This is a genomic window from Micromonospora sp. DSM 45708 (genome assembly GCF_039566955.1).
Classification (GTDB): Bacteria; Actinomycetota; Actinomycetes; order Mycobacteriales; family Micromonosporaceae; genus Micromonospora.
In genome coordinates, this window is record NZ_CP154796.1 from 2318540 (window position 1) to 2341874 (window position 23335).

16 protein-coding genes are annotated in these 23335 nt (G+C 72.9%); 8 read left to right on the forward strand and 8 right to left on the reverse strand.

Features of this window, described 5'->3' with window-relative positions:
- Window positions 1–25 precede the first annotated feature (25 nt).
- The gene (locus VKK44_RS10245) at window positions 26–1789 is read left to right on the forward strand and encodes a carbamoyltransferase family protein (protein WP_343446642.1); all 1764 of its coding nucleotides are present in this window, start codon (window positions 26–28) and stop codon (window positions 1787–1789) included.
- Entirely contained in the window at window positions 1786–3027 is a 1242-nt protein-coding gene (locus VKK44_RS10250) for an MFS transporter (RefSeq protein ID WP_343446644.1), read from the forward strand. The genes VKK44_RS10245 and VKK44_RS10250 overlap by 4 nt, the downstream gene beginning before the upstream one ends.
- A gap of 4 nt (window positions 3028–3031) precedes the next feature.
- On the opposite strand, the gene VKK44_RS10255 is transcribed toward VKK44_RS10250, so the two are convergent.
- Together VKK44_RS10255 and VKK44_RS10260 are read right to left on the reverse strand one after the other, a co-directional pair.
- Window positions 3032–4486 carry a radical SAM protein gene (locus VKK44_RS10255; RefSeq protein WP_343446646.1) on the reverse strand — a complete coding sequence of 485 codons (1455 nt, stop codon included), beginning with the start codon at window positions 4484–4486 and terminating at the stop codon, window positions 3032–3034.
- Window positions 4486–7242 carry a glycosyltransferase gene (locus VKK44_RS10260; protein ID WP_343446647.1) on the reverse strand — a complete coding sequence of 919 codons (2757 nt, stop codon included), beginning with the start codon at window positions 7240–7242 and terminating at the stop codon, window positions 4486–4488. The genes VKK44_RS10255 and VKK44_RS10260 overlap by 1 nt, the downstream gene beginning before the upstream one ends.
- A gap of 264 nt (window positions 7243–7506) precedes the next feature.
- On the opposite strand from VKK44_RS10260, the gene VKK44_RS10265 reads away from it, so the two are divergent.
- Window positions 7507–9912: an ATP-binding protein gene (locus VKK44_RS10265; protein ID WP_343446648.1), complete on the forward strand. Its 2406-nt coding sequence runs from the start codon at window positions 7507–7509 to the stop codon at window positions 9910–9912.
- Between the two features lie 58 nt (window positions 9913–9970).
- Here the strand turns inward: VKK44_RS10265 and VKK44_RS10270 are convergent, their stop codons facing one another.
- Both VKK44_RS10270 and VKK44_RS10275 read right to left on the reverse strand, forming a co-directional pair.
- Window positions 9971–11485: a cellulose binding domain-containing protein gene (locus VKK44_RS10270; RefSeq protein ID WP_343446650.1), complete on the reverse strand. Its 1515-nt coding sequence runs from the start codon at window positions 11483–11485 to the stop codon at window positions 9971–9973.
- A 56-nt stretch (window positions 11486–11541) separates the two neighbouring features.
- The gene (locus VKK44_RS10275) at window positions 11542–12528 is read right to left on the reverse strand and encodes a TIGR01777 family oxidoreductase (protein ID WP_343446651.1); all 987 of its coding nucleotides are present in this window, start codon (window positions 12526–12528) and stop codon (window positions 11542–11544) included.
- A gap of 124 nt (window positions 12529–12652) precedes the next feature.
- Here VKK44_RS10275 and VKK44_RS10280 point away from each other — a divergent pair, with 124 nt between their 5' ends.
- From VKK44_RS10280 to VKK44_RS10295, 4 genes are all read left to right on the forward strand, one after another.
- Window positions 12653–13828: a cellulose binding domain-containing protein gene (locus VKK44_RS10280; RefSeq protein ID WP_343446653.1), complete on the forward strand. Its 1176-nt coding sequence runs from the start codon at window positions 12653–12655 to the stop codon at window positions 13826–13828.
- Window positions 13825–14943: a glycoside hydrolase family 53 protein gene (locus tag VKK44_RS10285; RefSeq protein ID WP_343446655.1), complete on the forward strand. Its 1119-nt coding sequence runs from the start codon at window positions 13825–13827 to the stop codon at window positions 14941–14943. Before VKK44_RS10280 ends, VKK44_RS10285 begins: the two co-directional genes overlap by 4 nt.
- 198 nt (window positions 14944–15141) lie before the next feature.
- Window positions 15142–16365, forward strand: coding sequence for a cytochrome P450 (locus VKK44_RS10290; RefSeq protein WP_343446656.1), 1224 nt, complete (start codon window positions 15142–15144; stop codon window positions 16363–16365).
- Window positions 16362–16592: a ferredoxin gene (locus VKK44_RS10295; RefSeq protein WP_343446657.1), complete on the forward strand. Its 231-nt coding sequence runs from the start codon at window positions 16362–16364 to the stop codon at window positions 16590–16592. Before VKK44_RS10290 ends, VKK44_RS10295 begins: the two co-directional genes overlap by 4 nt.
- Before the next feature lie 243 nt (window positions 16593–16835).
- Here the strand turns inward: VKK44_RS10295 and VKK44_RS10300 are convergent, their stop codons facing one another.
- From VKK44_RS10300 to VKK44_RS10315, 4 genes are all read right to left on the reverse strand, one after another.
- Window positions 16836–17630, reverse strand: a complete 795-nt coding sequence (locus VKK44_RS10300) for an alpha/beta fold hydrolase (RefSeq protein WP_343446658.1) — start codon at window positions 17628–17630, stop codon at window positions 16836–16838.
- The gene (locus tag VKK44_RS10305; RefSeq protein WP_343446659.1) at window positions 17627–18838 is read right to left on the reverse strand and encodes an SRPBCC family protein; all 1212 of its coding nucleotides are present in this window, start codon (window positions 18836–18838) and stop codon (window positions 17627–17629) included. Before VKK44_RS10305 ends, VKK44_RS10300 begins: the two co-directional genes overlap by 4 nt.
- Before the next feature lie 115 nt (window positions 18839–18953).
- Window positions 18954–19547, reverse strand: a complete 594-nt coding sequence (locus VKK44_RS10310) for a TetR family transcriptional regulator (protein WP_343446660.1) — start codon at window positions 19545–19547, stop codon at window positions 18954–18956.
- 123 nt (window positions 19548–19670) lie between these two features.
- Window positions 19671–21788 carry a cellulase family glycosylhydrolase gene (locus VKK44_RS10315; protein ID WP_343446661.1) on the reverse strand — a complete coding sequence of 706 codons (2118 nt, stop codon included), beginning with the start codon at window positions 21786–21788 and terminating at the stop codon, window positions 19671–19673.
- A 469-nt stretch (window positions 21789–22257) separates the two neighbouring features.
- On the opposite strand from VKK44_RS10315, the gene VKK44_RS10320 reads away from it, so the two are divergent.
- A complete protein-coding gene (locus tag VKK44_RS10320; RefSeq protein WP_343446662.1) occupies window positions 22258–23313 on the forward strand; it encodes a LacI family DNA-binding transcriptional regulator in 1056 nt (351 codons plus the stop codon).
- Window positions 23314–23335: the final 22 nt, after the last annotated feature.

A 23335-nucleotide genomic window follows, 5' to 3' on the forward strand; every position in this document is an offset into this window, starting at 1 on the left:
GCTCCGACATAGGAAATGGAGTCCGATGTCCCTCGTGCTCGGTCTGAACCTCAGCCACGACCGCTCCGCCTGCCTGGTCCGCGACGGCGAGATCGCCGTCGCCGTCGAGGAGGAGCGTCTGGACCGCATCAAGCACTCCGAAGGCTTCCTCGTGCAGGGACACTTCGAGCGCATCACCAAGACCCTGCCGATGAAGGCGGTCGCCTACTGCCTCGACGCCGTCGGCGCCGGCATCGACGACGTGGACCTGGTGGTCGGCAACCGACCCCTGGGTGACGGCGCGGTCCGCCGGATCCTGCGCGAGCTGCCCATCAGGGACAAGACCAAGGTCCGCGCGCTGCCGCTGCCCGGACACCACCGCGCACACGCCGCCGTCGCCTACTACCCGTCCGGGTACGACGAGGCGGCCGTGCTCGTCGTGGACCAGGCCGGCGCCCGGTTCCCGGACGGCACCATCGAGAAGCACACCCTCTTCCGGGGCGACGCCGACCGGTTGGCGCCGGTGGCCGCCTGTCGCTACCCGGCCGACTACTCCGACCTGAGCCTCGGCCTCTTCTACGACTTCTTCACCACCAGGCTGGGTTTCGTCACCCGGTACGGCACCCCCGACTTCGGCGTCTTCGGCTGCGGGGGCTATCCCGAGGCGGGCAAGACCATGGGGCTGGCGCCCTACGGCCGGCCGCGTCCCGACTGGGGGCACTGGCTCACGTTCGACGGCTTCGACATCCGCTCCTCGCAGAAGGATCTGGAGGACATCTGGCAGCGGCTGCTCGCCGAGGAGGGGGCCGACTACGACCCGTCGGATCCGCTGCGCTGGCAGTCGCCGTTCGCGGAGGACGTCGCCTACCAGGTGCAGGCCGAGCTGGAGCGGGCGATGCTGCACCTCGCCGGCGTCGCGCACGAGTTGACCGGTTCGGACAACCTCTGCATGGCCGGTGGCGTCATGCTCAACTCGGTCGCCAACGAACGGGTCCGCGCCGAGTCACCGTTCCGCGACATCTTCATCCCGCCGGCGGCCGGTGACTCGGGTGTCGCGATCGGCGCGGCCCTCCACGGCAGCGTCGAGCTGCTCGGCAACCGGCGTCCCTCGGTGATGCGGACGGCGTCCTTCGGCCGGGCGTACACCAGGGACGAGGTACGGGACGCGCTGCGTGCGGTCGCCGACCACACCGGGGTCGAGCTGACCGCACGGGAGGCCGGCCCCCGTGACGTGGCGGAGCTGCTCGCCGCGCACCGGGTCGTCGGGTGGTTCAGCGGCGGTTCCGAGATCGGCCCGCGTGCGCTGGGCAACCGCAGCATGCTGGCGGACCCGCGGCACCCCGCGATGCGCGACTACCTGAACAACGTGGTCAAGCACCGGGAACCGTTCCGCCCGTACGCCCCGTCCGCGCTCGCGGAGCACGCGGACGGGTGGTTCGACTTCACCGGCGAAAGCCCGTTCATGCTGCTCGTCCCGCAGGTCAGGGCGGCCCGCCGGGAGAGCGTGCCCAGCATCACGCATGTCGACGGCACCGCCCGCCTCCAGACGGTCTCGGCGGCCGACAACCCGGCCTACCACGCGGTGATCTCCGCCTTCCACGAGCTGACCGGGGTGCCGATCGTGCTGAACACGTCGTACAACGACGCCGGTGAGCCGATCGTCGAGACACCGCTGCACGCCCTCTGCACCTTCGTCCGCACCGAACTCGACCACCTGTACCTGGACGGCATCCTGGTGTCCAAGTCCGGGCGCGAGCTCGGCGCGTCGCACCCCGCGCGCACCCCGCTGACAGGAGACAATGCTCGGTGACTCTGCTTCCGGACACCGGTTCCGTGACCCGCCGCGAGCACCACCTGCGGCGGGTCCGCACCGGATTCGTGGTCAGCCAGGTCTTCTTCGGCCTCGCGACCAGCCTCTTCGACATGTACTACGCGCTGTTCCTGGGGCAGGTGGGCATCCCGCCGGCGGGCGCGGGGCAGGTCTTCTCGGTCGGCTTCACCGTCATGGCGGTGATCGTGCTGCCGCTGAGCGCCTTCACCGACCGGCTCGGCCTGGAACCCATGATGCTGCTCAGCAGCTTCGGCTTCGCCGGCACGATGCTGGCGATCCCGTTCGTCGACAGCCTCTCCGGCCACCTGCTGCTGTTCGGTCTCAACAGCGTCTGCTCCGCTTTGATGCTGGTCAGTGTCAACGCCGTGCTCGCCTCGGCCATCCACGACGAGCAGGAACGCTTCGCGCTGTTCCGGACCGGCTTCGTCGCCTTCCTCACCGCCTCCGCGGTCGGCAACGTGGTCGGCGTGCTGCTCGCGCGCGTCGGCGAGGAGAGCGCCGGCTGGTACCGCTTCGACCTGCTGTGTTCGGCCGTCCTGGCGGTGCTGATCGGTGTCGCCCGGCTCGCGATGTGGCGCCGCGACGCGGGGCCGGCGCTCGCGCCCGGCGAGTCCCGCCCCCCGGTGCTGCCGGCGCTGCGCGCCAACGCCGGTCACCTCGCCGGCCTGTTCGTCCTCGCCGTCCTCGTCGGCGGCGCCGGCGTCCTCGCCATCCGCTTCATCAACCTGGTGGCCGTCAACTACCTGCACCTGGCCACCGAGTCGCTGGGCTGGCTCCTGGTCGCGGACCGCCTGGCCAGCGTCCTGGGCATCTTCGTCCTGTTCCCCCTGATGAAGCGCGGCGGCGCCCTCCGGGTGGCCGGCCTCGCCATGATCGCGGCCCTGTTCCTCCAGGTGCTGAGCGCCACCGCCGGCACGGCCAGCCTCTTCGTTCTCTGGTACCTGCTGCGCCAGGGGGCGCACTACGCCCAGATGCCGGTCCTCGACAACCTCGCCAACAGCCGGGCCGCGCAGGGCACCCGCGCCTTCGTGAACGGTGTCCAGCGGATGGGCATCTTCACCGGCAGCGCCGTGGCCTCGCTCGCCTACGGGACCCTGATGTCGGCCGGCCGCTACCGGGGCGCCGTCGTCCTCTCCGGCGTGCTCTCCCTCCTGGCCGGCGTGATGTACCTGGTCCAGTCACACGTCGGGCTCCGCCGTCGAGGCGCGGATCAGTGAGGCGCTACCCGAGCTCGGTGTGCATGATGGCTTCCACCAGGACCTCGCCGGTGGACGTCAGCGTGACGGAGCCGGCGTCGCGGTCCGTGGCGAGCAGGCCGCGGCGCTCCAGGGCGGCGAAGGCGCTGCCCCACGGCTCGTCGAACAGGGACCGGCCCTCGAACCGTTCCCGGTGCAGGTCGTCGCGCAGCGGTTGCAGCGTCGACAGGGCCATCTTGATCGACCGGGACTCGGTGGCCAGTGGGCCGAAACGGGTGACCGAGGCCAGCGGCAGCACACCGGCCTCCACCGCCTCGACGTAACGCCTCTCGTTGACCTCGGTCATCGCCTCCGAGCGTCGGCAACTGGAGCTGCCGCCCAGGCCGATGGCGACCTCGGCGTCCTGCCGGTCCTGGTCCACCATGATGGCCTTCCACGTCTCCGGGGCGTGCCCGGCCCGGTGGAAGTACATGGTCGGGTGCTCCCGGTAGCCCGCCGCGGTCAACCCACCGGCCAGCACGTCGCGCATCTGGTACTGCTCGCCGAGGGTGGGCCAGTGGTGGCCGGCGGCGGCGAGCCGGTCCCGGTAGCCGGCGAACTGCCAGGCGGCGGGCCGGTCACCGGAGACACCGGTGCGGGTGTCGGCGTACGAGCGCAGGTGCAGCTTGGTGCAGACCAGGCCGGGCACCTCGTACGCCCGTACGGTGTCGAGGTCACGCCGCACGCTGTCGACGGTCTGGTCGAGCAGTCCGTACATCAGGTCGACGGTCACCCAGTCGAAGCCGAGCCGGCGGGTGTTCGCCAGGAAGGCCCGGCACTCGACGGCGTCGTGCTCCCGCCCGGACAGCCGCAGCACCGGGTCGTCGAACGACTGCACTCCGCAGGACAGCTTGCGGCAGCCCTGCTCCAGCAGGAACTCCAACAGCGGCTCGGTGAAGGTGGTCGGATCGCCCTCGAACCGGATGGGGGTGTCCGGGGCGAAGGCGAAGTTGTTGCGGTAGAAGTCGAGCAGCCGGGCCACCGCGTCGAGCGACATCAGAGACGGGGTGCCGCCGAAGACGTTGAACTCGCCGATCGGCGCGTCGCGGAGGTTCGGCACCCGGTCGAGCCAGAGCCGGGCCTCCCGGATGTTGAGGTCGACCCACCGGTCCACCTTGGCCCGGGTGACCGTCGGGTCGCCCTTGACCAGCACCACCGGGTACTGGCAGAACCGGCACCGGTAACTGCAGGTCGGGATGTAGGACCACAGGTGGATGGGCCGGGTGTTCGCCAGTTGCGCGTTGAGGTCGTCGAGGAAGGAGTCCACGGGTGCGTCGGGGATGTCGCCGGGAAAGACGTGCGACCCGAACGGGTCGAGGGCGACGTACTCGAGCAGCCGGCGGTTCTCCGGTGCGGCGAGCACGTCCACGACGGCGGGTCGCGGATGGCCGGGATCCAGGCGGGACAGCGAGGTCAGCGCGTCCTCGTAGGCGTCGCTCATCAGAACACCCCTCCGTTGCCGAAGTAGTCGTGTGCCGCGCCGGATTCGCGGTCCTCGCAGTAGTGGCGGACGAAGTCGCGGAACCGCCCGGGATCGCCCTCCTCCCGGATGTCCTGGAGGCAGTCCGGCAGCGGCGGCGGATATCCGATGTCCGGCCCGACCGTGGCGCGGAGCCGGGCGAACAGCTCCGCCGCGAACTCGAAGTAGAGCCGGAAGCTGGGGGACTTGTAGGAGTGGATGGGCACGAAGTCGATCAACCGACTCTCGGCCCTGATCTCGGCGATGCGTCGCGCCAGCCGGTCCGCCAGCGCGGGCGTGAAGAACTCGATCACCGCGCGCTCGTGGAGCAGGGCCGGGGTCAGCAGCACCGGAAGGATCATGTTCTTCGGCACGAAGTCCTTGATCGAGAACTCCCACGCCTGGACCGCCTCGTCCTCGGTGAGGTCCACGACCGAGGAGCGGGCGGCGGCTGGGCGGATGTCGCGCATGGTGATGATGCCGCCGGCGCCGTACGCCCGTCCGGCGATCACCTCGTCGATCGCGTGGTCGACCCGGCGAGGGTTGATCTCCACCCGGGAACCGGGCACGTAGGTGATGTCGTCGCCGCTGGCCCGGACCAGAATGCCGAAGTCCCAGTCGTCGGAGAGGTGGTTGACGAACCGGCCGTCCTTGAGCTGGTAGGACAGCTCGATGCCGCCCACCCGCTCGTAGGCCTGCCGCTCCACCGCGAACCCCTTGCCGTCGGGGAAGCCGCCGAACAGGCCGAACGTCACCGCCCGGCACCGCAGTGTCCGGTCGATCGCGTCCCAGAGCAACGGCCGGTCGGTGAAGTGCTCCCGGTCGTAGTAGTAGTCGCAGACCCCGATCGCGGCCTTGCCGCCGTCCATCGCCGTCAGCAGCGTCGACAACCAGTACCTGTCGACGCGGCAGTCGGCGTCCGCCGAGACGAGGTAGAACGGGCGCGGGCCGGTGTCGGACGCGTCGCGCCGGCGGGCCCGCTCGGCGGCGAGGTCCATGCCGGCCTTCCGGGCGCACGACACGCCCTGCGCGGACTCCCCGATGACGTGCACGCGCAACCCCGGATGGGCGGCGGCCAGTCGGCGCGCCCGGGCCACGGTGTCGTCGGTCGAGTTGTTGTCGACCAGCAGCACGTCGAACAGCGCCCGGTCGAGGGGGCCGTCGGGCCCGCGCTGGCCGGCCAGCGATCCGAGCACCGCGGCGAGGTTGGCCGCCTCGTTGAGCACCGGCAGGACGACGGTCATCCGGGTGCCCGCCGGCAGGGCGGGCACGGCGTCCCGCCCCACCCGGCCGTACACCTCGGGGGCCGCCGGCCCGGGCCGGCGGGCGGGCGCCGGTGCGGCACCGAGCAACTCGTCCACCACCTCCGCGGCCCGGTTGGCGGCGAAATAGCGCTTGCCGCGGGTGTGGTTGAACGCCGCCACCCGGCGGTGCAGGACCGGGTTGGTGAGCAGTTCGGCGACCTCGGCGACGAACGCGTCGGTGATCGGCGCCTCGTCGGTGGTGGTCACGTCGAGCACCGGTGCGTGCAGCCCCTTGCTGCCGTACACGGCGTCGTACATCTCGTAGCGGGTGGTCAGGTAGGGCACCCCGGAGGCGATCGACTCACCGATCGGGTTCCCGTAGCTCTCGTAGTCGTACGAGGTCAGGAACGACGTCAGGTCGGCCTGCGCGAGCAGGTCCGCCACCGTGTGGCCGCGTTCCGGGCCGGGGGGCACGTCACGGGGCGCCAGCCGGCCACCGAAGACCACCCGGTGTCCGACCTGCCGGTGCTCGGCGTACGCCCGCAGCGCCGCGGCCGTGGCCGGGTGTTCGGTGGGATCGCCGGCGACGAACAGGTAGACCTTCCGGTCGACGGTTCGGTCGGCGAACCACCGGATCAACCGGGCGAGCAGGTCGATGTCGCGGTCGATCCGCTTCTGCGGCACCAGCCGGGTGAAGCGTGCGATCAGGGCCGCGTCGTCGGGGATCCCGTGGTGCGCCCGGAACCGCCGGTCGATCCGGTCCGGCTCCGCCGGCTCGAACCGGAACGAGTTGTGCAGCACGCGGATGTCCCGTAGCCCGGGGGACCAGTCCAGGGTGCGGCGACGGGCCTGCTCGTGCAGGGCGAGGTAGCGGATGTGCGGCGAGTCGACCGGGCGCACCGCGTGCGGATAGGGGGGAACGCCGTACTTTCCGGTGGCCGGCTCACTGGTCCACATCAGGTCGTGGTCACGCCACAGCACGTAGGTGCCCAGGCCCTTTTCCCGGCCGTACCGTTCGATGGCGCGGTGGAGCGCCCGGGTGTACGCGATGTTCTCCGGCAGCGTGCCGTTCTCCACCAGCACAGCCGTCACCGAGTGGCGACGCCAGGTGGCGACGATCCGGTCGGCGATCGCGTCGCTGACCGCGTCGGTCCGGGACGGCAGGGTGCCGCCGTGGCGTACGGCGTGCAGCGTGTCGCGGACGAACGCCGGGTCGTAGCCGGCGACGTCGGCGAGCCCGTCGACCCGGGCCAGCTCGATCCAGGACGGCAGGCACCGGGCCTCGTCGGTGTAGGGATCGAAGAAACGGTTCTTGTCCTCCTTGATGTCGTACCCGATGTCCAGCAGCACGCGGTGGCCGCGTCGGCGGAACACGTCGGCGAGCTTGATGAACTCGACCACGATTCCGGACACCGGCGTGGCGTCGAAGGAGACACCCCAGAGGACGGCGGTCTTCGGCTCGCTCGCCAGTGGCGTGTCGAGGGGAAGGTGCATCCGGATCTCCCTTGTCCGAAAGGCACGGACGGCGATCACGCGCCGCAGCGGTGGCGATCTGCCGAGCCTACGACGCCCCGCCGACTGACGCTCTGCGGTCGACAGGTCCCCGTGAGTGAACCAGTGTCCTAGGACGCCCTACGGGTGGTGCCCCGCCCGACATGGTGATGCTCACAGTCCGTCCACAGTGACCTCCGGAGGGTGATCGTCATGGGATCATCGATCCGCGTTACGTCACTGCGGGCGTCGGGTGGTTGGGGGAACATGCCGACAGGTCAGGTGCAGCGTGACCGGTTCGGGGCGGTGCTCAGGGGGTTCCGGCTGGAACGGGGGCTGACCCAGGAGGAGCTTGCCGAGGCGGCCGGGTCCAGCGTCCGCGGCATCCGGGAGATGGAGCGCGGTCGGGTGCGCAGCCCGCAACGGCGGACCGTGGTGCTGCTCGCCGACGCCCTGCGGCTGGCCGGGGCGGACCGCGACCGCTTCGTCGCCCTGGCCCGGGCCGAGCGGCAGTCGTACGACCGCCCGGTCGTGCCGGACGACCACCCGGCGGTGGTCGTGCCCGGGGAGCTTCCGGCGCCCCTTCCGGACCTGACCGGCCGCGCGGAGCTCCTGGACCGGCTCTCGACGCTGGCCGCCGACGCCGCCGCCGGGCGGCCGGACACCGCCTCGGTGGTGGTGTTGCACGGTCCGCCGGGGATCGGCAAGACCAGCCTCGCCGTCGCGGCCGGACAACGACTCGGCCCGGCCTTCGCAGGTGGGCAGCTCTTCGTCGACCTGCGGGGGGTCCCGCCGGCCGGGCCGGTCGACCCGGCCGAGGCGCTGGCCGGGTTGCTGCGGTCGCTCGGGGTGCCGGACGGCCGGGTACCGGTGTCACCGGCCGAACGGGGTGGCCTGTTCCGCACCCTCTCGCGGGACCGGCCGCTGCTGCTGGTCCTGGACGACGCCGCGGACGAGGCCCAGGTGCGTCCACTGCTGCCGGCCGGGCACCGGTGCCTCGTGCTGGTCACCTGTCGACGTCCGCTGACCGGTCTGGCCGGTGCGGTCCGTCAGCCGCTCGACCTGCTCTCCCCGGCGGCCGGTCGGCTGCTGCTCACCGCGATCGTCGGTGCCGACCGGATCGCCGCCGAGCCGGCCGCCGCGGATCAACTCGTCAAGCTCTGCGGCCGGCTGCCGTTGGCCCTCCGGATCGCCGGCAACCGCCTCGCCAGCCGACCGCAGTGGTCGGTCGGCCGGCTCGTCGACCTGCTTCACGACCAGCGCCGACGGCTGACCGTGCTGACCGCCGGCGACCTGGACGTCCGGTCCGCGTTCGAGGTCTCCTACCGGCAGCTGGACCGGACGACCGCGCGGGTGTTCCGGCGTGCCTCGCTGATCCCCGGCACCGACTTCGCCGCCGCGCTGGTCGCCGCCGTGGCCGGCACCGACGAGGACACCGCGGCGGCGGCGTTGGAGGAGCTGGTCGAGGCCGGCGTGCTCCGGCCCGCGGGGGACCGGTACCAGTTCCACGACCTGGTGCGGCTCTACGCCTCCGAACGCCTCGACGTCGAGGAGCACCGGAGCTCCCGGACGAGGGCGCACGACCGGATGGTCGACTGGCTGCTGCGGCGTACCCGGCAGGCCGGGGCGATGTTCGAACCGGTGGCAGGCCGGGCCGACTCGGAGTTCGACGACGACCGGGCGGCGGCGCACTGGCTGGACCGGGAGTCCGGCAACTGGCTGGCGGCGCTGCGCGACGCGTCCCGGCGCGGTCGGCACGCCGACGTGGTCGCCGTCGCCCGGGCACTGCACTGGTACTCCGACGCCAACAGCCACCGGCACTCCTGGGACGAGATCTTCTCGCTCGGGCTGGCCGCGGCCCGGGCCGCCGGCAGCCCGCACGACGAGGCCGTCCTGCTGAACTTCCTCGGGTGGGCCCGGTACTTCTGCCGGGACCGCAACACCGACGGGCTGGCCGCCTTCGGCCGGGCGCTGGACCTGGCCCGGCGCATCGGGGACCGCCGCGAGGAGGCGTGGGCGCTGACCTACATCGCCGCCATCCACGTCCGGACCGGGCACGGCGGGTCGGCCGTCGACCACAGCCACCGGGCCGTCGCCCTGTTCCGCGCGATCGGGTACGCGCTCGGCGAGCACAGCGCGGCGAGCGTGCAGGGCGCGGCGCTGGCCGCGCTCGGCCGGTTCGCCGAGGCGGCCGAGTTGCACCGCGACGTGCTGGCGTTCCACGGCCGGGGCAACGGCCTCAGTCGTACCGGCGCGGCGGTGGCCTCGGCCGGCGCGATGATGAGCCTCGGCGCGGACCTGGCCGGGATGGGCCGGTGGCGGGACGCCGCCGACCAGTACGCCCGCGCCCGGCGGGTGTTCCAGCGGTGCGGCGCGACGTTCAGCGAGGCCAACGCCGTGCACCGGTACGGGCTCGCGCTTCAGGCGTTGGGTGAGGCCCAGGCGGCGGCCGAGGCGCTGCGGGCGGCGTTGGCCCTGTACGCCGCGCTGTCCTGCCCGTGGTGGGAGGCGCAGACGCTGTACGCGCTCGCGGCGCTGGCCGACGCGGACCCGGACCTGGCCGACGACGCCCGCCGGTTGCGCCGGCGGGCGCTCGACCGGTGCGGCGAACTGGACGCCCCCGAGGTGCGGACGCTGCGCGCCACGTTGCGACGGGAACTGGCCGGGCCCTGACCGGCACGGCGGCCGGGCCCCGCCGGCGATGCGGCGGGGCCCGGGTTGGTGGGGAAGGTCAGTTGCAGGTGGTGCCGTTGAGGGTGAACGGCACCGGAACGGCGGGGGAGCCGTCGGCGGTGAAGCCGAGGTTCACGGCGCCGCCGGTGGGGATGGTGGCGTTGTGCCCCTCGTTGGTGACGGTCACCGCCGGGCCGGTCTGCTGGAAGACGCCGTTCCAGTGGCCCTGGACGACCTGGCCGCCGGGGAAGGTCCAGCCCAGCGACCAGCCGTTGACGGCCGGGCCGTCGTTGTAGACGGTGACGCTGGCGGCGTATCCGGTGCCCCACGAGTTGGTGACGACGAAGGAGACCCGGCAGGTGCTGGCCGTCGCCGTGGCCGGCACGAGGTTGCCGTAGTCGTCGCGGGCGGTGGCGAAGTCCTGGAAGCCGAAGCCCGGACCTGCCGACCGGGTGGTGGTGCCGGCGGCGAGCACGGTGCCGTCGGCGTTGACGGCGTAGACCGGACCACCGCTGTCGCCGCCCCGGGCGGCCTCGTCGCCGTCGAGCTGGGTGGCCTCGACGAGGTCCTCGATGTCGTCGTAGTGGAATTCGACCCGCAGGTCGCAGACGGGGCCGCCGAGCACACCCGCGGAGGTGTACCCGGACTGGCACAGCAGTTGGCCGGGGAAGACCTCGGTCCAGCCGGTCACCCGGGCGCGGACCTCGTCGTGCTGGCCGCCGACGTAGATGTGGTCGCCCGGCGCGGACGTCGAAATGATCATCGTGTCGTGGTCGTCGTTGCTGTCGACGGCGTAGCCGACGAGCGTGCCGGTGCCGGTGGACGTGTTCCAGCCGACGTGCCAGGGCGAGCCGATGGCGCCGCAGTGCTCGGCGGTGAGGACGTAGCCGGCGTTGGTGTCCGCGTTGCGGACGCCGAAGCCGGCGGTGCACCCGGGGGTGGTGAATCCGATGCCCGCCCCGCCGTCGAACGGCGCGGCGTCGTCGGCCCGCGACCGCTGCACCAGCCGGTCGCGGGTGACCACGCTGGTACGGACGCCGGTGACCGGCAGCTTCGGCAGCGCGACGCCCGGGGTGCGGTCGACGGCGATCTCGATGCCGCTGCCGTCGGTGCGCAGTCGGACCGAGCGGCCGGCGCCGGCCGGGCCGGCTTCCACCACCGGGGTGAGTCGGGCGGCGGCCTTGCGCAGGTCGGCGCGGGAGTAGGCGGCGCCGGCCACCTCGACCGGCGCGGTGCGGCGGGCGGCAGTGACGGCCGCGGTGACGTCGGCGGGCGGCGCACCCTTCCACCACAGGGTGACGTGGTCGTCGACCAGGCCGATGCCGGCGTAGCCGCGGGCCGGCGTGCGCTCCACCGCGGTGCGGATGACGTTTGCGGCGTCGACCAGCGGGGCCTGGGCGACCATCCGGTCCACGGTCTGCGTCGGGATGACGTCGAGGATGGTCCTGTGGGTGCCGGCCGCCCCCGGCCGGTCGGATGCCGCGTGCCCGGCGAGGGGACCGGTGAGCGTCGTCGCGCCGATCACCGCTCCGGCGACCACCGTACGGGTGATCGCTTTCCGAATGTGTGTCATGACGCTGAGTCAAGCAACGTCCGATGTGGGGGGACAGGCAGGACGCCCGGCAGGAGTCAACCTGCCGGGGATCGGCCGGTGCGGTCCGTCGACGGATCGCACCGCTGTCGGCGACGCCGTCGGACCAGCTCACCGGCTGCGGCCGGCCAGTGCGGGCAGGTGAACGCGAATCCGGCGGCAGTGAGTCGTCCGGGGGCGACCCGCCGACTCTTGAGCAGCAGTTCGGTGTCCGACCGGAGCGCGAACGCGCCGATCTCCGCCATCCATCCGGTGGCGGGCAGGCCGACCGGCATCCGCCAGGCCGACCGTAGTTCCCGCATGAACTCCCGCTGCGGCAACGGGTTCGGCGCGGCCAGGTTCACGGCCCCGGCGAGGTCGTCGCGGGCGATCAGGAAGCGGACGGCGCGGACGAAGTCCCGGTCGTGGATCCAGGAGACGTACTGCCGGCCGCCCGCGACCGGTCCACCGAGTCCGAGTCGTGCCAGCCGGCTCAGCACGTCGAACACGCCACCGCGGTCGGGGCTCATCACCATGGCCGACCGCAGTGCGACCTTGCGCGTGTGGGGGGTTGCCGCCTGTTCCTGCGCGGCCTCCCAGTTCCGGGCGATCTCGACGCTGTACGCCCAGTACCCGGGCACGGCGGGCTCGTCGCCGCCGAGCAGACCGCCGTGCTCGTCGTTGGCGGCGTCGAAGCGGTGCGCGTAGATCGTCGCGGTGCTCATCTGCAACCACACCCGGGGCGGTCGGGCCGCCCGGGCGATGGCCTCGCCGACCACCCGCGTGGACTCCACCCGTGACCTCATCATGGCGTCGAGGTTCGCTGCGGTGTACCGGCAGCTCACGCTGCGCCCCGCCAGGTTGACGATCACGTCGCTGCCGCTGATGTGCTCGGCCCAGTCGCCGAGCGTGGAGCCGTCCCACCGGACCTGGCGGGCGCCCCGTGGCGAGCGGGTCAGCAGCACGACGTCGTGGCCCTCGGCGGTCAGCGCCCGATCCAGGATCGTGCCGACCTGCCCGGTGCCGCCGGGGATGACGACCTTCACGGTCCCTCCTCGCCCGACCTGATTTGAACACGTTCAACTCTACGGCGGTGCGGCCGGACCGTCAAGATCGACCGAGGGGTGGGACATGTTGGCGATCATCGATGTCTAGCGGCATCGTCGAGGTATGAGAGGCGTCCACTCGTCCGCGCTGTTCCGCCGTCCACGGTGGGGTCTGCCGGTTGCCGTCGTGCTGTCGACGGCGGTGCTCGCAACCGCACCGATCGCCGCGCCGACGGCCGACGCCGGCACCGCCGCGCCCGCCGCGTACGCCGGCGTGGCTCCGGCGCCCGCCGCCGAGCCGACCGGGCCGCCGGCGCCGAGCACGGCGCCCAGCACGCCGAGCACCACACCCTTCCCGCCGAGCGCGCCGACGGACCTGACCGCCAGCGAGGTACGGAGCGGGTCGGTGACCCTCACCTGGACCGCCGCCACCCGCGGCTGCTGCCCCGTCGTCGGCTACGACATCACGTACTACCAGGCGTTCGACGACGTCATCTACAGCGCCAGCGTCGGGGACGTCACCACCACCACGATCACCGGCTACCTCCGGGCGGGCCGGCAGTACTCGTTCCGGCTGTCCGCCCGGGACAGCCTCGGGCACCGCTCCGCCCCGAGCAACACGGTGACCGTGGTCACCCCGGTGACGGACACCGGCCCGGACACCACCCCGCCGAGCGCCCCGGGGAACCTGACCGTCGGCGAGGTGACCGCCTCGACCGCCACGCTGTCCTGGTCGCCGTCGACGGACGACGTCGGCGTGCTCGGCTACAACGTCTACCGGTTCGACGGCTGGTTCAGCTCGACGCTCGTCGCCACCGTGCCGGGTACGACGTACACGGCGTCGCTGCCGCCGTCGACGCCGCTGCGCAACCTGTACTACGTCCGGGCCCGGGACGCGGTGGGCAACGTGTCGATCGCGTCGAACACGGTCACCCTGCCCACGGCGCCCACCCCGCCGCCCTCGACCTGCCGGGTGACCTACCGGAACCAGTCCGAGTGGCAGGGCGGTTTCGTGGCCACGGTGACGGTCCAGAACCTCGGTGCGGCGCCGGTCGACGGCTGGACCGTCGCCTTCGGCTTCCCCGGCGACCAGCAGGTCACCTCGGGGTGGAACGCCACGGTCGGGCAGACCGGCGCCACCGTGACCGCCCGCAACGTCGACTGGAACCGCGTGCTCGCGCCGAACGGCTCCGCGACCTTCGGCGTCCAGGGCCGGTGGAGCGCCAGCGACGCGCCGCCGACCGGCTTCACGCTGAACGGCGCCCCCTGCGCCGTCGGCTCCGGAGAGGACGTCCCGTGAGCACCCGTCCCGGGGCCCTGCTCGCGGCCGTCGCGGCCGGCATCCTCGCCGTCTCCACCACGCTCGGCGGCACGCCCGCGCCGGCCGCCGCGGCGAACACGCTCACCATGCGGGGCGCCGACGTCTCCTCGTTGCAGCGCAGCCTGGATCTGGGCGCGAAGTACTACGACGCCGGCGGTGTCGCCCGCGACCCCCTGGACATCCTGAAGTCCGTCGGCGTCAACTACGTCCGGCTGCGCGTCTGGAACAACCCGGCCAGCGGCTACAACAACAAGAGCAGGGTGCTGGCCCAGGCGGGCGCGGCCAGGGCGAAGGGCCTGAAGGTGCTCATCGACTTCCACTACTCCGACACCTGGGCCGACCCCGGCAAGCAGTACAAGCCGGCCGCCTGGGCCGGGCACAGCCTGAGCCAACTGCGTACCGACGTGTACGCCTTCACCTACGACGTCTGCGCCAGCCTCCGGGCGCAGGGCACCCCGCCGGACAGCGTGCAGATCGGCAACGAGATCAACGTCGGGATGCTGTGGAACGAGGGCAAGGTCGTCAACAACGACTTCGCTCCGCTGGCCGGCCTGCTGAAGCAGGGCTACAACGCGACCAAGGCGTGCGGCGCCGGCATCCCGGTGATGATCCACACCGCCGACGCCGACAGCAACGCCAACGCCCGCTGGTTCTACGACGGCATCCGCGCCCAGGGCGTGCAGTGGGACGTCACGGCCCTGTCGTACTACTGCATGTGGCACGGCACGCTGGCGAACCTCTACCAGAACATCGTCGACCTGCGCGGTCGCTACGGCAAGCCGGTGGTGATCGTGGAGACCGCGTACCCCTTCACCCGCAACGACGCGGACGGCGAGCCGAACGCCATCGGCGACGCGACCTGCGACGGCATCGCCGCGACCTGGTCCGGGCAGGCCCAGGAGTTCGACTGGGTCCAGAACACGGCGCGCAACGCCGGGGCCGTCGGGGTCTTCTACTGGGAACCGACCTGGTACGCCGTGCGCGGCAACGGCTGGGACCCGGCCGACATCAACGGCACCGGGAACCAGTGGGACAACATGGCCGTCTTCGACTGGTCCGGGCGGGTGAACCCGGGCGTGCGATGGACGCCCTGACCTGCCCCGACCGGTCACGCCTATCCGACCGCCGGCCCGGCCCGTGGCAGGCCGTCCGAGTAGTCCGCACCGTCCACGTGGCGGTGGCGGCTCTGGGCGACGGTGGTACCGGTCGGTGGGGGATTGTGTCGACGTTCGCCGATGAGTAACGTGGCGCACTGATGTGACTACTCGCTGCTGTCGTCGGAGGTGGTCCACATGATGGGTGCCGTGGAGGCGGAACTGCCGCTCTGGCCGCCGGTCAACCCCGCCCGAGGTCCGTTCGCCCCACTCGACGAGGGCGAACGCCAGCGCTACGTCGGCCCGGTGAGACGGGTGCGCCTGCCCACCGGGGCCGCGGCCTGGCTGGTCACCCGGCATGCCGACGTCCGTCGAGTGCTGCGGCACCCCGCCTTCAGCGCCGACTTCAACCGCCCCGGCTTTCCGTTGCTGCGCCCGTTGCCGCCCCAGGCGCCCGAGGAGGGCAAGGGCATGTTCTTCCGGATGGACGGCACCGAGCACGCCCGGCTGCGCCGGATGCTGACCGCCGAGTTCATGATCAAGAATGTCCGTCGGATCGAGCCGCTGATCCGGCGTAGCGTCGAGGAGTCGCTCGACGCCCTGGCCGCCGCCGGGCCCCCGGCCGATCTGGTGTCGACCTTCGCCCTGTCCCTGCCGTCCATGGTGATCTGCCACCTGCTCGGCGTCCCCTACGCCGACCACGACTTCTTCCAGGCCCGCAGCCGCTCTCTGCTCGATCAAGGGATGCCGCCGGAACGGCTCCGGCACGAGTTCGGGGAGCTGCGTGACTACCTCCGGGCGCTGATCGACGCCAAGCGGGCCCGGCCCCAGGGGCCGGACGATCTGCTCGGCCGGCTGATCCGGGAACGGGTCGAGCCGGGGGAGCTCGATGTGGACGAACTGGCCGGGATGGCGATGCTGCTGCTCGTCGCCGGTCACGAGACCACCGCCAACATGATCGGGCTGAGTGTCCTGCTGCTGACCCGGGAACCCGGGCGGTACGCGCTCCTGCGCGACGAGCCCGACCGGGCGGCGGATCTGGTGGAGGAGCTGCTGCGTTACCTGAGCGTCCTGCGGACCGGGGTGCTCCGGGTGGCCACCGAGGACGTCGAGATCGGCGGCCGGGCGATCCGGGCCGGCGAGGGCGTGATCGCCCTGATCGCCCTGGCCAACCGGGACGACGAGGTCTTCGACGACCCGGACCGGTTCGACCCGTACCGGCAGGCGCACCAGCAGGTGGCCTTCGGGTTCGGGGTGCACCAGTGCATCGGGCAGCCGCTGGCCCGCGCCGAGTTGCGCATCGCGCTGTCGGGGCTGGCCCGCCGCTTTCCCGACCTGCGCGTGACGGCCGCCCCGGAGGAGTTGAGCACCCGGGACAACTCGATCGTCTTCGGTCTCGACGCGCTGCCGGTGACCTGGTGACCGCCGCCGGCGGCCCCGTCGGCGAGGAGCGGAGGGTGCGGGTGGAGGTGGACCGGGACGCCTGTTGCGGCTCGGGGAACTGCGTGCTCGCCGCGCCGGAGGTGTTCATCCAGGGCGACGCGGACGGGCTGGTGCTGCTGCTGGCCGCCGCGCCGCCGGCGGAGTGCGCCGAGCGGGTGCGCCGCGCCGCCGACCTCTGCCCGGCCGGGGCCATCCGCGTCACCTGAGCCACCGTGGGAGGACGCCGGCCCGCTCCGACTGCGGCACCGGCCCGGCCGCCCGGGTCGACGCCGTCCTCGGCGCACCGGTCGCCGGAGGGACCCGGTCGCTCGACCGCCGTGTGGGCGCTGTACCGGTAGGCGTCCGGGCCGCTGAGCACCGCCTCGGCCACCGTGCCCGCGTCGTCGCCGCGCCGCCCGGTTCTCGCCCGGGTCGGCCCGCGTCCGGCCACTGCCGCCTCGGGAACCGCGTTACCCGATCCGGGACCGGCCCGGGGCGCCGGTGGTGGCCAGCGCGTCGGCGATCGCCGTCCACACGCCCGGGTGGGCGACCATCCCGCCGTGCGAGCTGTCCACCGTCACGCAGCGGGCCGCCGGGTCCTGGGAGGCGGCCCAGGACACGATGCCGTCGCTGCGGCTGGCGATCGAGGTGAACGGCAGACCCGGCGGCGCGGGGGCCAGCACGTCGTCGTGGACCTCGCGGCAGCAGTCGCCGAACGGGCAGTTGCGCACCCAGTCCCGCCGGCCGAGCCGCGTCATGGTGGCCATCCACATGGTCAGCAGTCGCACCGCCAGGTGGATCCCGAACGGGTCGGTCAGTGGCGACCCGAGCGTGACCAGGGCGCGGACCCGCTCGGGGTGGCGGACGGCGAGGGCCTTGGCGAACATCCCGCCCCGACTGTGGCCGACGAGGGTGACCGGCCGCCCGGTCTCGGCGTGCACGCGGACCAGGGCCTCCTCGACGACCGCCAGGTCCCGGCTGGAGCACCGGCGGCCGTCGGTGAGCCCGGTCGGGCGGGCGTCCCAGCCTCCCTCGCGCAGCCAGTCCCGCAGCAGCGCCACCCGGTCGTCACCGGCGGCGAAGCCGGGCACGACCAGCACCGGCGCCCGCGGCTCGGGTGGCGTCGGCGGCGCGGGACGCGCGGCACGCAGGGCGGCCAGTTCGCCGACGGCCCGCCGTTCCCGCCAGATCGGCGGCGCCACGCTTCGCGGCAGCCCGAGGTAGTGCAGCGGCGTCCGGAACGGCTGCCAGGCGCCCTCGCTCATCGGGTGGTCCCCTCTGTCGTCGGTCGGGTCGGCCGGGGAACGCTGCCCGCGCCCGACCCGTCGTTCTCCCGGCGCAGCGCCGCGTCCAGCCGTTCCAGCGTGGTCGCTATGCCGGCCCGCAGGTGGTCGCTCCGGTCCGCGACGCCGACCAGGCGTTGGACCGCGCGGACCGCCGCCATCTGGGGCGCCGCCCGGGTCATCGACTCGGTGATCCGGGTGCCGCCCTCGACCGGCTCCAGCTCGTAGCGCCAGGTCGACGACGACGGCCAACCGGTGGTGAACCCGAACACGCGGCCGGGCACCGCCTCGGTCACGGTCGCCGTCATGCGCCAGCGGTAGAGCGGACCGATGCGGTTGCTGCCGGTGAACCGCAGGCCCGGTTCGCGCCACCGGGCGGCGTACGTCTCCGGGCTCCACTCGCCCATCCGGGTGATGTCGCTGACCAGCGCGTAGGCCTGGTCCGGGGACGCCGCAACGGTGCGGCTGACGCGGACCGAGAGGGCGGGCTGCGCCTCCTGGTCGGCGATCACGCGGCCGGCGAGGCGTGCCGACGACGCGGGGTTCTGCCCGGTGTAGAGGTTGCGGTCCACGGCCACGAACGGCCGCAGCGGTAGCCGACCGCGGACGTAGCGGGCGCCCCGCGCCACCAGCTCGTCCTCCAGCAGCCAGCGGGCCCTGCGGGCGAACCGGTTGAGGAGTTCCTCCCGGTTCGACAGGCCGGTCATGGTGTAGCCGGCGAACGGCCACGTCCCGTCCTCGCCGGTCGCGGCCAGCGTGGCGGCGGGGGCGTGGCAGAGCAGGGCCAGCGGCGTGCCGGCGCGCAGGGCCCGGGTCAGCAGCGCGCCGGAGACCGGGTCGGCGGCGAGGTCCTCCATCGGGCCGTGCCCGCCCGGGTAGAAGACCGCGTCGTAGTCGACCGGGTCCACGTCGGACAGGTTCCGCGGATGGGCGAACTCCCGGGTGTGGGCGGCGAGGTAGCGGCGGTGCCGGCGCGCACGCCAGGGACTGGTCGCGGGCGGTCGGAGGCTGAGCGGGTCGATCGTCGGGGGCACGCCGCCGGGGGTCGCCACGGTGACCCGCCAGCCGGCCGCGGAGAAGAGCCGGTGTGGTTCGACGACCTCCTCGGCCCAGACGCCGGTGGGGTGTCGCGTGCCGTCCCGCAGCGTCCAGTGGTCGGCCGCCGACAGGACCATCAGCACCGCGCGCATCGCTCCACCTCCCCTGAACCAAACCACTTGGTTCGGTTCAGGTATAGCACCGGTCGCGGCAATATCAAACCGGGTGGTTCGATTCGTCCCGTTCGGGGTGCCGGGCCGCGCGGCGTCACCCCGGGGGACGGACCAACCGCTGCGCGGCGCGGCGTACCTGGGTCCGGGCGTCGTCGTCCGGGTCGGGCCGCGGCCCGAGCGCCCGGTGCAGCTCGACCGGGGCGGTGAGCCAGGACGTGGCCACGGCGATCAACGCGGCCAGCAGGTGGTGCGGCGGCCACTCCGGATCGACCAGCCCGGCCCGCTGTGCGTCCCGGATCACCGCGATCTTGTGCCGGTAGCCCGTCACGCGCTTCTCCGACACCCGGTCGACGCGCCCGTGTTCGTGCAGCCACGCCCACGCCGCGACCCGTTGCAGGTCGGGCCGGGCGGCGAACGTGTCGTGCAGCCGTACCGTGTAGTCCACCAGGTCGGGCGTGATCGGCACGACCTGGGACAACTCCTCCAGCCCGACCTCCATCACGGTGTCGAACAGGGCGTCCTTGTCGCCGAACCAGGCGTAGATGCGTTCCTTGCTGGCCCGCGCCCGCTCCGCGATCCGGTTGATCCGCGCGCCGTCGACGCCGTGCCGGGCGAACTCCGCCATCGCCGCGTCGAGCACCCGCCGGCGGGTCTCCAGGCCCCGCGCCTGCGTCGCCGGAGAGGTCATCCGGCCAGGTTAGCGCAGATGGTCGCCGCCCTGAGCCGGCTGGTGCGCACCGCCGGCGGCGCCCGGCCTCGGCCGACCGCCCCGCCGGTGCCGCGGCCTCCACCGCGGCACCGGACGTGCCGGTCAGGGGGCGCCGGTGACCGCGGTGCCGGCCTTGGTGATCCGGTACGTGGTCCTCGCGCCGCTCCAGAAGTGGAAGGTGAGCGTGACGGTGCCGTCGTTCACCTCGGCGAAGAACTCCGGTTTCAGGATGATCGTGTCGGCGGTGTAGTCGGGCTGGAAGTGTCCCCAGAACTCCTTGAACGGCGTCCAGTTGGCCGGGCCGGCGGGGCTGCCGTCGGCGTAGGTGGCCTCCATGGTGGCGAGCTGGTCGCCCCGGAACCGGGTGGGAATGGTGAAGGAAGCGGTCGTGCCGGTGGCCGCGGTCTGGGTGGGCGGATCGGAGCTGATGACGTCGATCTTCCAGGGCACGCCCTGGGAGAAGCGGGCCTCGACGGTGGCGTCGACGCCGTAGGCCCGGTTGCCGACCAGGCGGGTCAGCGCCGTCGGCGTGAGCGTGACGGTGGTGCCGGTGACGGTGTAGTCGGCGCCGGCGGCCAGCGGGGTGTCGCCCTGCCAGAGACCGCGGAACGACAGGCCGTTGAGGTTGAGGGTGAGCGCCCGGCTGGGGATCGCGCCGGTGTGCGGCACGTACACCTGGTCGGCGGAGGCGGTGCCGGAGCGGCTGGTCCAGCTCGCCCTGATCATGTCGGCCACGCGCTGGTCACGCCAGCGCAGCGCGGTACGGTCGAGGAACTGCCCGGCGTCCCACAGCATCGTGGTGAGGTTGCGGGTACGGGCGTGGTAGCCGACCGCTTCGAGGTACTTCAGGAACTCGCCCCGTTCGATGATGCCGGGTCGGGTGTGGTCCCAGGAGAGCAGCGCCCACTCGCCGATGAGGACCGGGATGCCGCGGGCGACGAACGTGTCGCGCAGCCGGTCGAACGTGCCGACCAGGTCCTGCTCCACGTTCGTGTCGTACCGGGTGCCGCCGGCGATGTTCACGCTGAACGGCCACCATCCGTAGAAGTGCACGGTGGCGGCGAGGTTGGGGTCGTGGAGTTGGGCGATGCCGGCGGACAGCGCGTCCAGCCGCGCTTGCTCGCCGCTGGTGTGCAGCGTGGGCAGGACCAGCAGCCGGGTGGCGTTGGCCCCGCCGGACGCGCGCACCAGGCGGACGAACTCGGCGTTGAGTTCCCGCGTCGCGATGTCACCCTGCTCGTCGGTGGTGCCGGCGAACTGCGGCTCGTTGATGCTCTCGAAGACCAGCTTCGGTGAGTGGTCGCGGAACGTGGCGGCGAGCTGCGTCCACAGTGCCCGGTACCGGTTCGTCACGCCGGCCCGGTCGGTGGGGTAGGTGTTGAGCCACTGCCAGGAGTCGTGATGGAGGTTGATCATCACGTAGAGGTCCTCGGCGAGCGCCCAGTCGACGATCTGGCGTACCCGGCCCAGCCAGGCCGCGTCGATGGTGTAGTCGGGTGCCGGGCCGTGGTGGTTGCTCCACGTGATCGGGAGCCGGATGCTGCGGTAGCCCTGCGACCGTACGTGGCGCAGGAGCGCCTGGGTGGTGAGCGGGTTGCCCCAGGCGGTCTCGTCGGGGATGGCGTCGAGCGTGTTGCCGAGGTTCCAGCCCGGTTGCATCGCGGCCACCGTGGCCATCGGGTTGCCGGCCGGAGGTGGTGTGGTCGGCGGCGTCGACGGGGAGGCCGTGGCGGTGGGCGACGGGCTCGTCGACGCGGTGGGCGACGGGCTGCCGGTCGGCGACGGCGTGCCGCCGGTGTCACCGGTGCAGGTGACGCCGTTGAGCGTGAAGCCGGCCGGCGCGGTGTTGGTGCCCGACCACGAGCCGTTGAAGCCGAACGACACGGTGCCGTCGGTCGGCACGGTGGCGTTCCAGGCGGCGTTCGTCGCGGTGACCTGGCCGCCGGACGCGGTGACCGTGGCGTTCCACGCCTGGGTGACCCGCTGCCCGGACGGGAACGTCCAGGCCAGCCGCCAGCCGTCGACCGGGTCGCCGAGGTTGGTCACCTCGACCGCGGCGGTGAACCCGCCCGGCCACTGCGACGGCACCGCGTACGACACGCGGCAGCCGCCGGCCGCCTGGGCGCTCACGGCCACCGTCGTCGACGCCACCAGCAGGGCCGCCACGGCACCGGCGATCAGACCGCCGCGGAGGCGGATGTCTCGGGTGCGCAGGGTCATCGTGTTCTCCCTTGCCGTTGTCCGTCCGTGCGCGGCCGGTGGCCCACCGGGACCACCGGTTTCCGGACGTGTGGAGGGCGCGCGACGGCGGGGCCGGGGGCCACCCGGCCACCGCAACGATCGCGTGCAGGAGTGCTTCTCGCGGACGCTGCCCTCTGCCTCCGCCGATCGCCGCGGAATCACCGCGGCAGTGACTTTCCGGCTCCCTGGAAAGTTTCGAAGCGAACGCTACGCTTTTCTTCGATGTTGGTCAATGAATAGGCGGCTGTGGCACCGCTGCCCCGCGTCACGTCGCGGGTCACGGGGAATCCGACCCGGAAACCGTGCGGAGCCGGACAGAAAGTTTCCAGGCCGCCGGTGCGTGCCGGCGACGATCGGGGTGGCCCGACACGCATGGACGGACGGCTATCCTTGGGCCGGGCAGGGGCGGCCACCCGGACGGGCGGGGCCGGCGGGGGAGGGAGCCAGCTTGTCGCACGCCGAGCCGGACGAGCCGGTCATCGGGCCGGCCGACGCCGCAGGGGCTCCGGCCCGACCGGTCACGATCTCCTACATCGCGGAGACCGCCGGCGTGTCGATTCCGACCGTGTCGAAGGTCATCAACGGCCGGACCGGCGTGGCCTCCGACACGCGTGCCCGGGTCGAGGCGCTGATCAACCGGTACGGCTACCGCAGGCCCCCGTCGTCCACCCGCAGCAACCTGGTGGAGCTCGTCTTCGACCAGCTCGAACACATGTGGGGCGTCGAGGTCATCCGCGGCGTCGAACAGGTGGCCCGCGAGCACCGGGTGGGCGTGGTGCTGACCGAGTTCGGGCCGGAGCGCGGCGGCGTCCGCTACTGGATCGACGACACGCTCGCCCGCCGCCCGGACTGCGTCGTCTCCGTCGCGCAGTTGTCGGGCGAGCAACGCGGCCAGTTGCGGGCGCGCGGCATCCCGTTCGTGGTCTTCGATCCCACCGGCGAGTTGCCCGACGGCGTGCCCTTCGTCGGGTCGACCAACTGGGCGGGCGGTCGATCGGCCACCGGGCACCTGGTCCGGTTGGGGCATCGCCGGATCGCGATGATCGGCGGCCGGGACCGGATCCTCTGCTGCCGCGCGCGGTTCGACGGCTACCGCTCGACGATGGAAGCCGCCCACCTGCCGGTCGACGCCGACCTGGTGGCACGCGCCGACCTGACCGCGGAGGGCGGGCGGGCCGCCGCGCTGCGCCTGCTCGACCGGCCGCAACGCCCGACCGCGGTGTTCGCCGGCAACGACCTCCAGGCGGTCGGCGTCTACCGGGCCGCGCGGGAACTCGGCCTGCGGATCCCGGCCGACCTGAGCGTGGTCGGCTTCGACGACCTGCCGATCGCCGCGCTGCTGGACCCACCACTGACCACCGTGCGCCAGCCGCTCGCCGAGATGGCCGTGGCCGCGACCGAGCTGGCGCTCGCGCTCGGACGCGGCGAGCGGACGCCGCGGACCGGTCTGGAGCTGGCGACCAGCCTGACGCTCCGGAACAGCACCGCCGCGCCGCCCCGGTGAGAGCCGCCGGCGGGGCGACGGA

Bases quoted from the DNA above. Each gene is read 5' to 3' on its own strand.
- VKK44_RS10245 (WP_343446642.1), top strand. From the start codon at position 26: ATGTCCCTCGTGCTCGGTCTGAACCTCAGCCACGACCGCTCCGCCTGC.
- VKK44_RS10255 (WP_343446646.1), bottom strand. From the start codon at position 4,486: ATGAGCGACGCCTACGAGGACGCGCTGACCTCGCTGTCCCGCCTGGAT.
- VKK44_RS10260 (WP_343446647.1), bottom strand. From the start codon at position 7,242: ATGCACCTTCCCCTCGACACGCCACTGGCGAGCGAGCCGAAGACCGCC.
- VKK44_RS10265 (WP_343446648.1), top strand. From the start codon at position 7,507: ATGCCGACAGGTCAGGTGCAGCGTGACCGGTTCGGGGCGGTGCTCAGG.
- VKK44_RS10270 (WP_343446650.1), bottom strand. From the start codon at position 11,485: ATGACACACATTCGGAAAGCGATCACCCGTACGGTGGTCGCCGGAGCG.
- VKK44_RS10280 (WP_343446653.1), top strand. From the start codon at position 12,653: ATGAGAGGCGTCCACTCGTCCGCGCTGTTCCGCCGTCCACGGTGGGGT.
- VKK44_RS10290 (WP_343446656.1), top strand. From the start codon at position 15,142: ATGATGGGTGCCGTGGAGGCGGAACTGCCGCTCTGGCCGCCGGTCAAC.
- VKK44_RS10300 (WP_343446658.1), bottom strand. From the start codon at position 17,630: ATGAGCGAGGGCGCCTGGCAGCCGTTCCGGACGCCGCTGCACTACCTC.
- VKK44_RS10305 (WP_343446659.1), bottom strand. From the start codon at position 18,838: ATGCGCGCGGTGCTGATGGTCCTGTCGGCGGCCGACCACTGGACGCTG.
- VKK44_RS10310 (WP_343446660.1), bottom strand. From the start codon at position 19,547: ATGACCTCTCCGGCGACGCAGGCGCGGGGCCTGGAGACCCGCCGGCGG.
- VKK44_RS10315 (WP_343446661.1), bottom strand. From the start codon at position 21,788: ATGACCCTGCGCACCCGAGACATCCGCCTCCGCGGCGGTCTGATCGCC.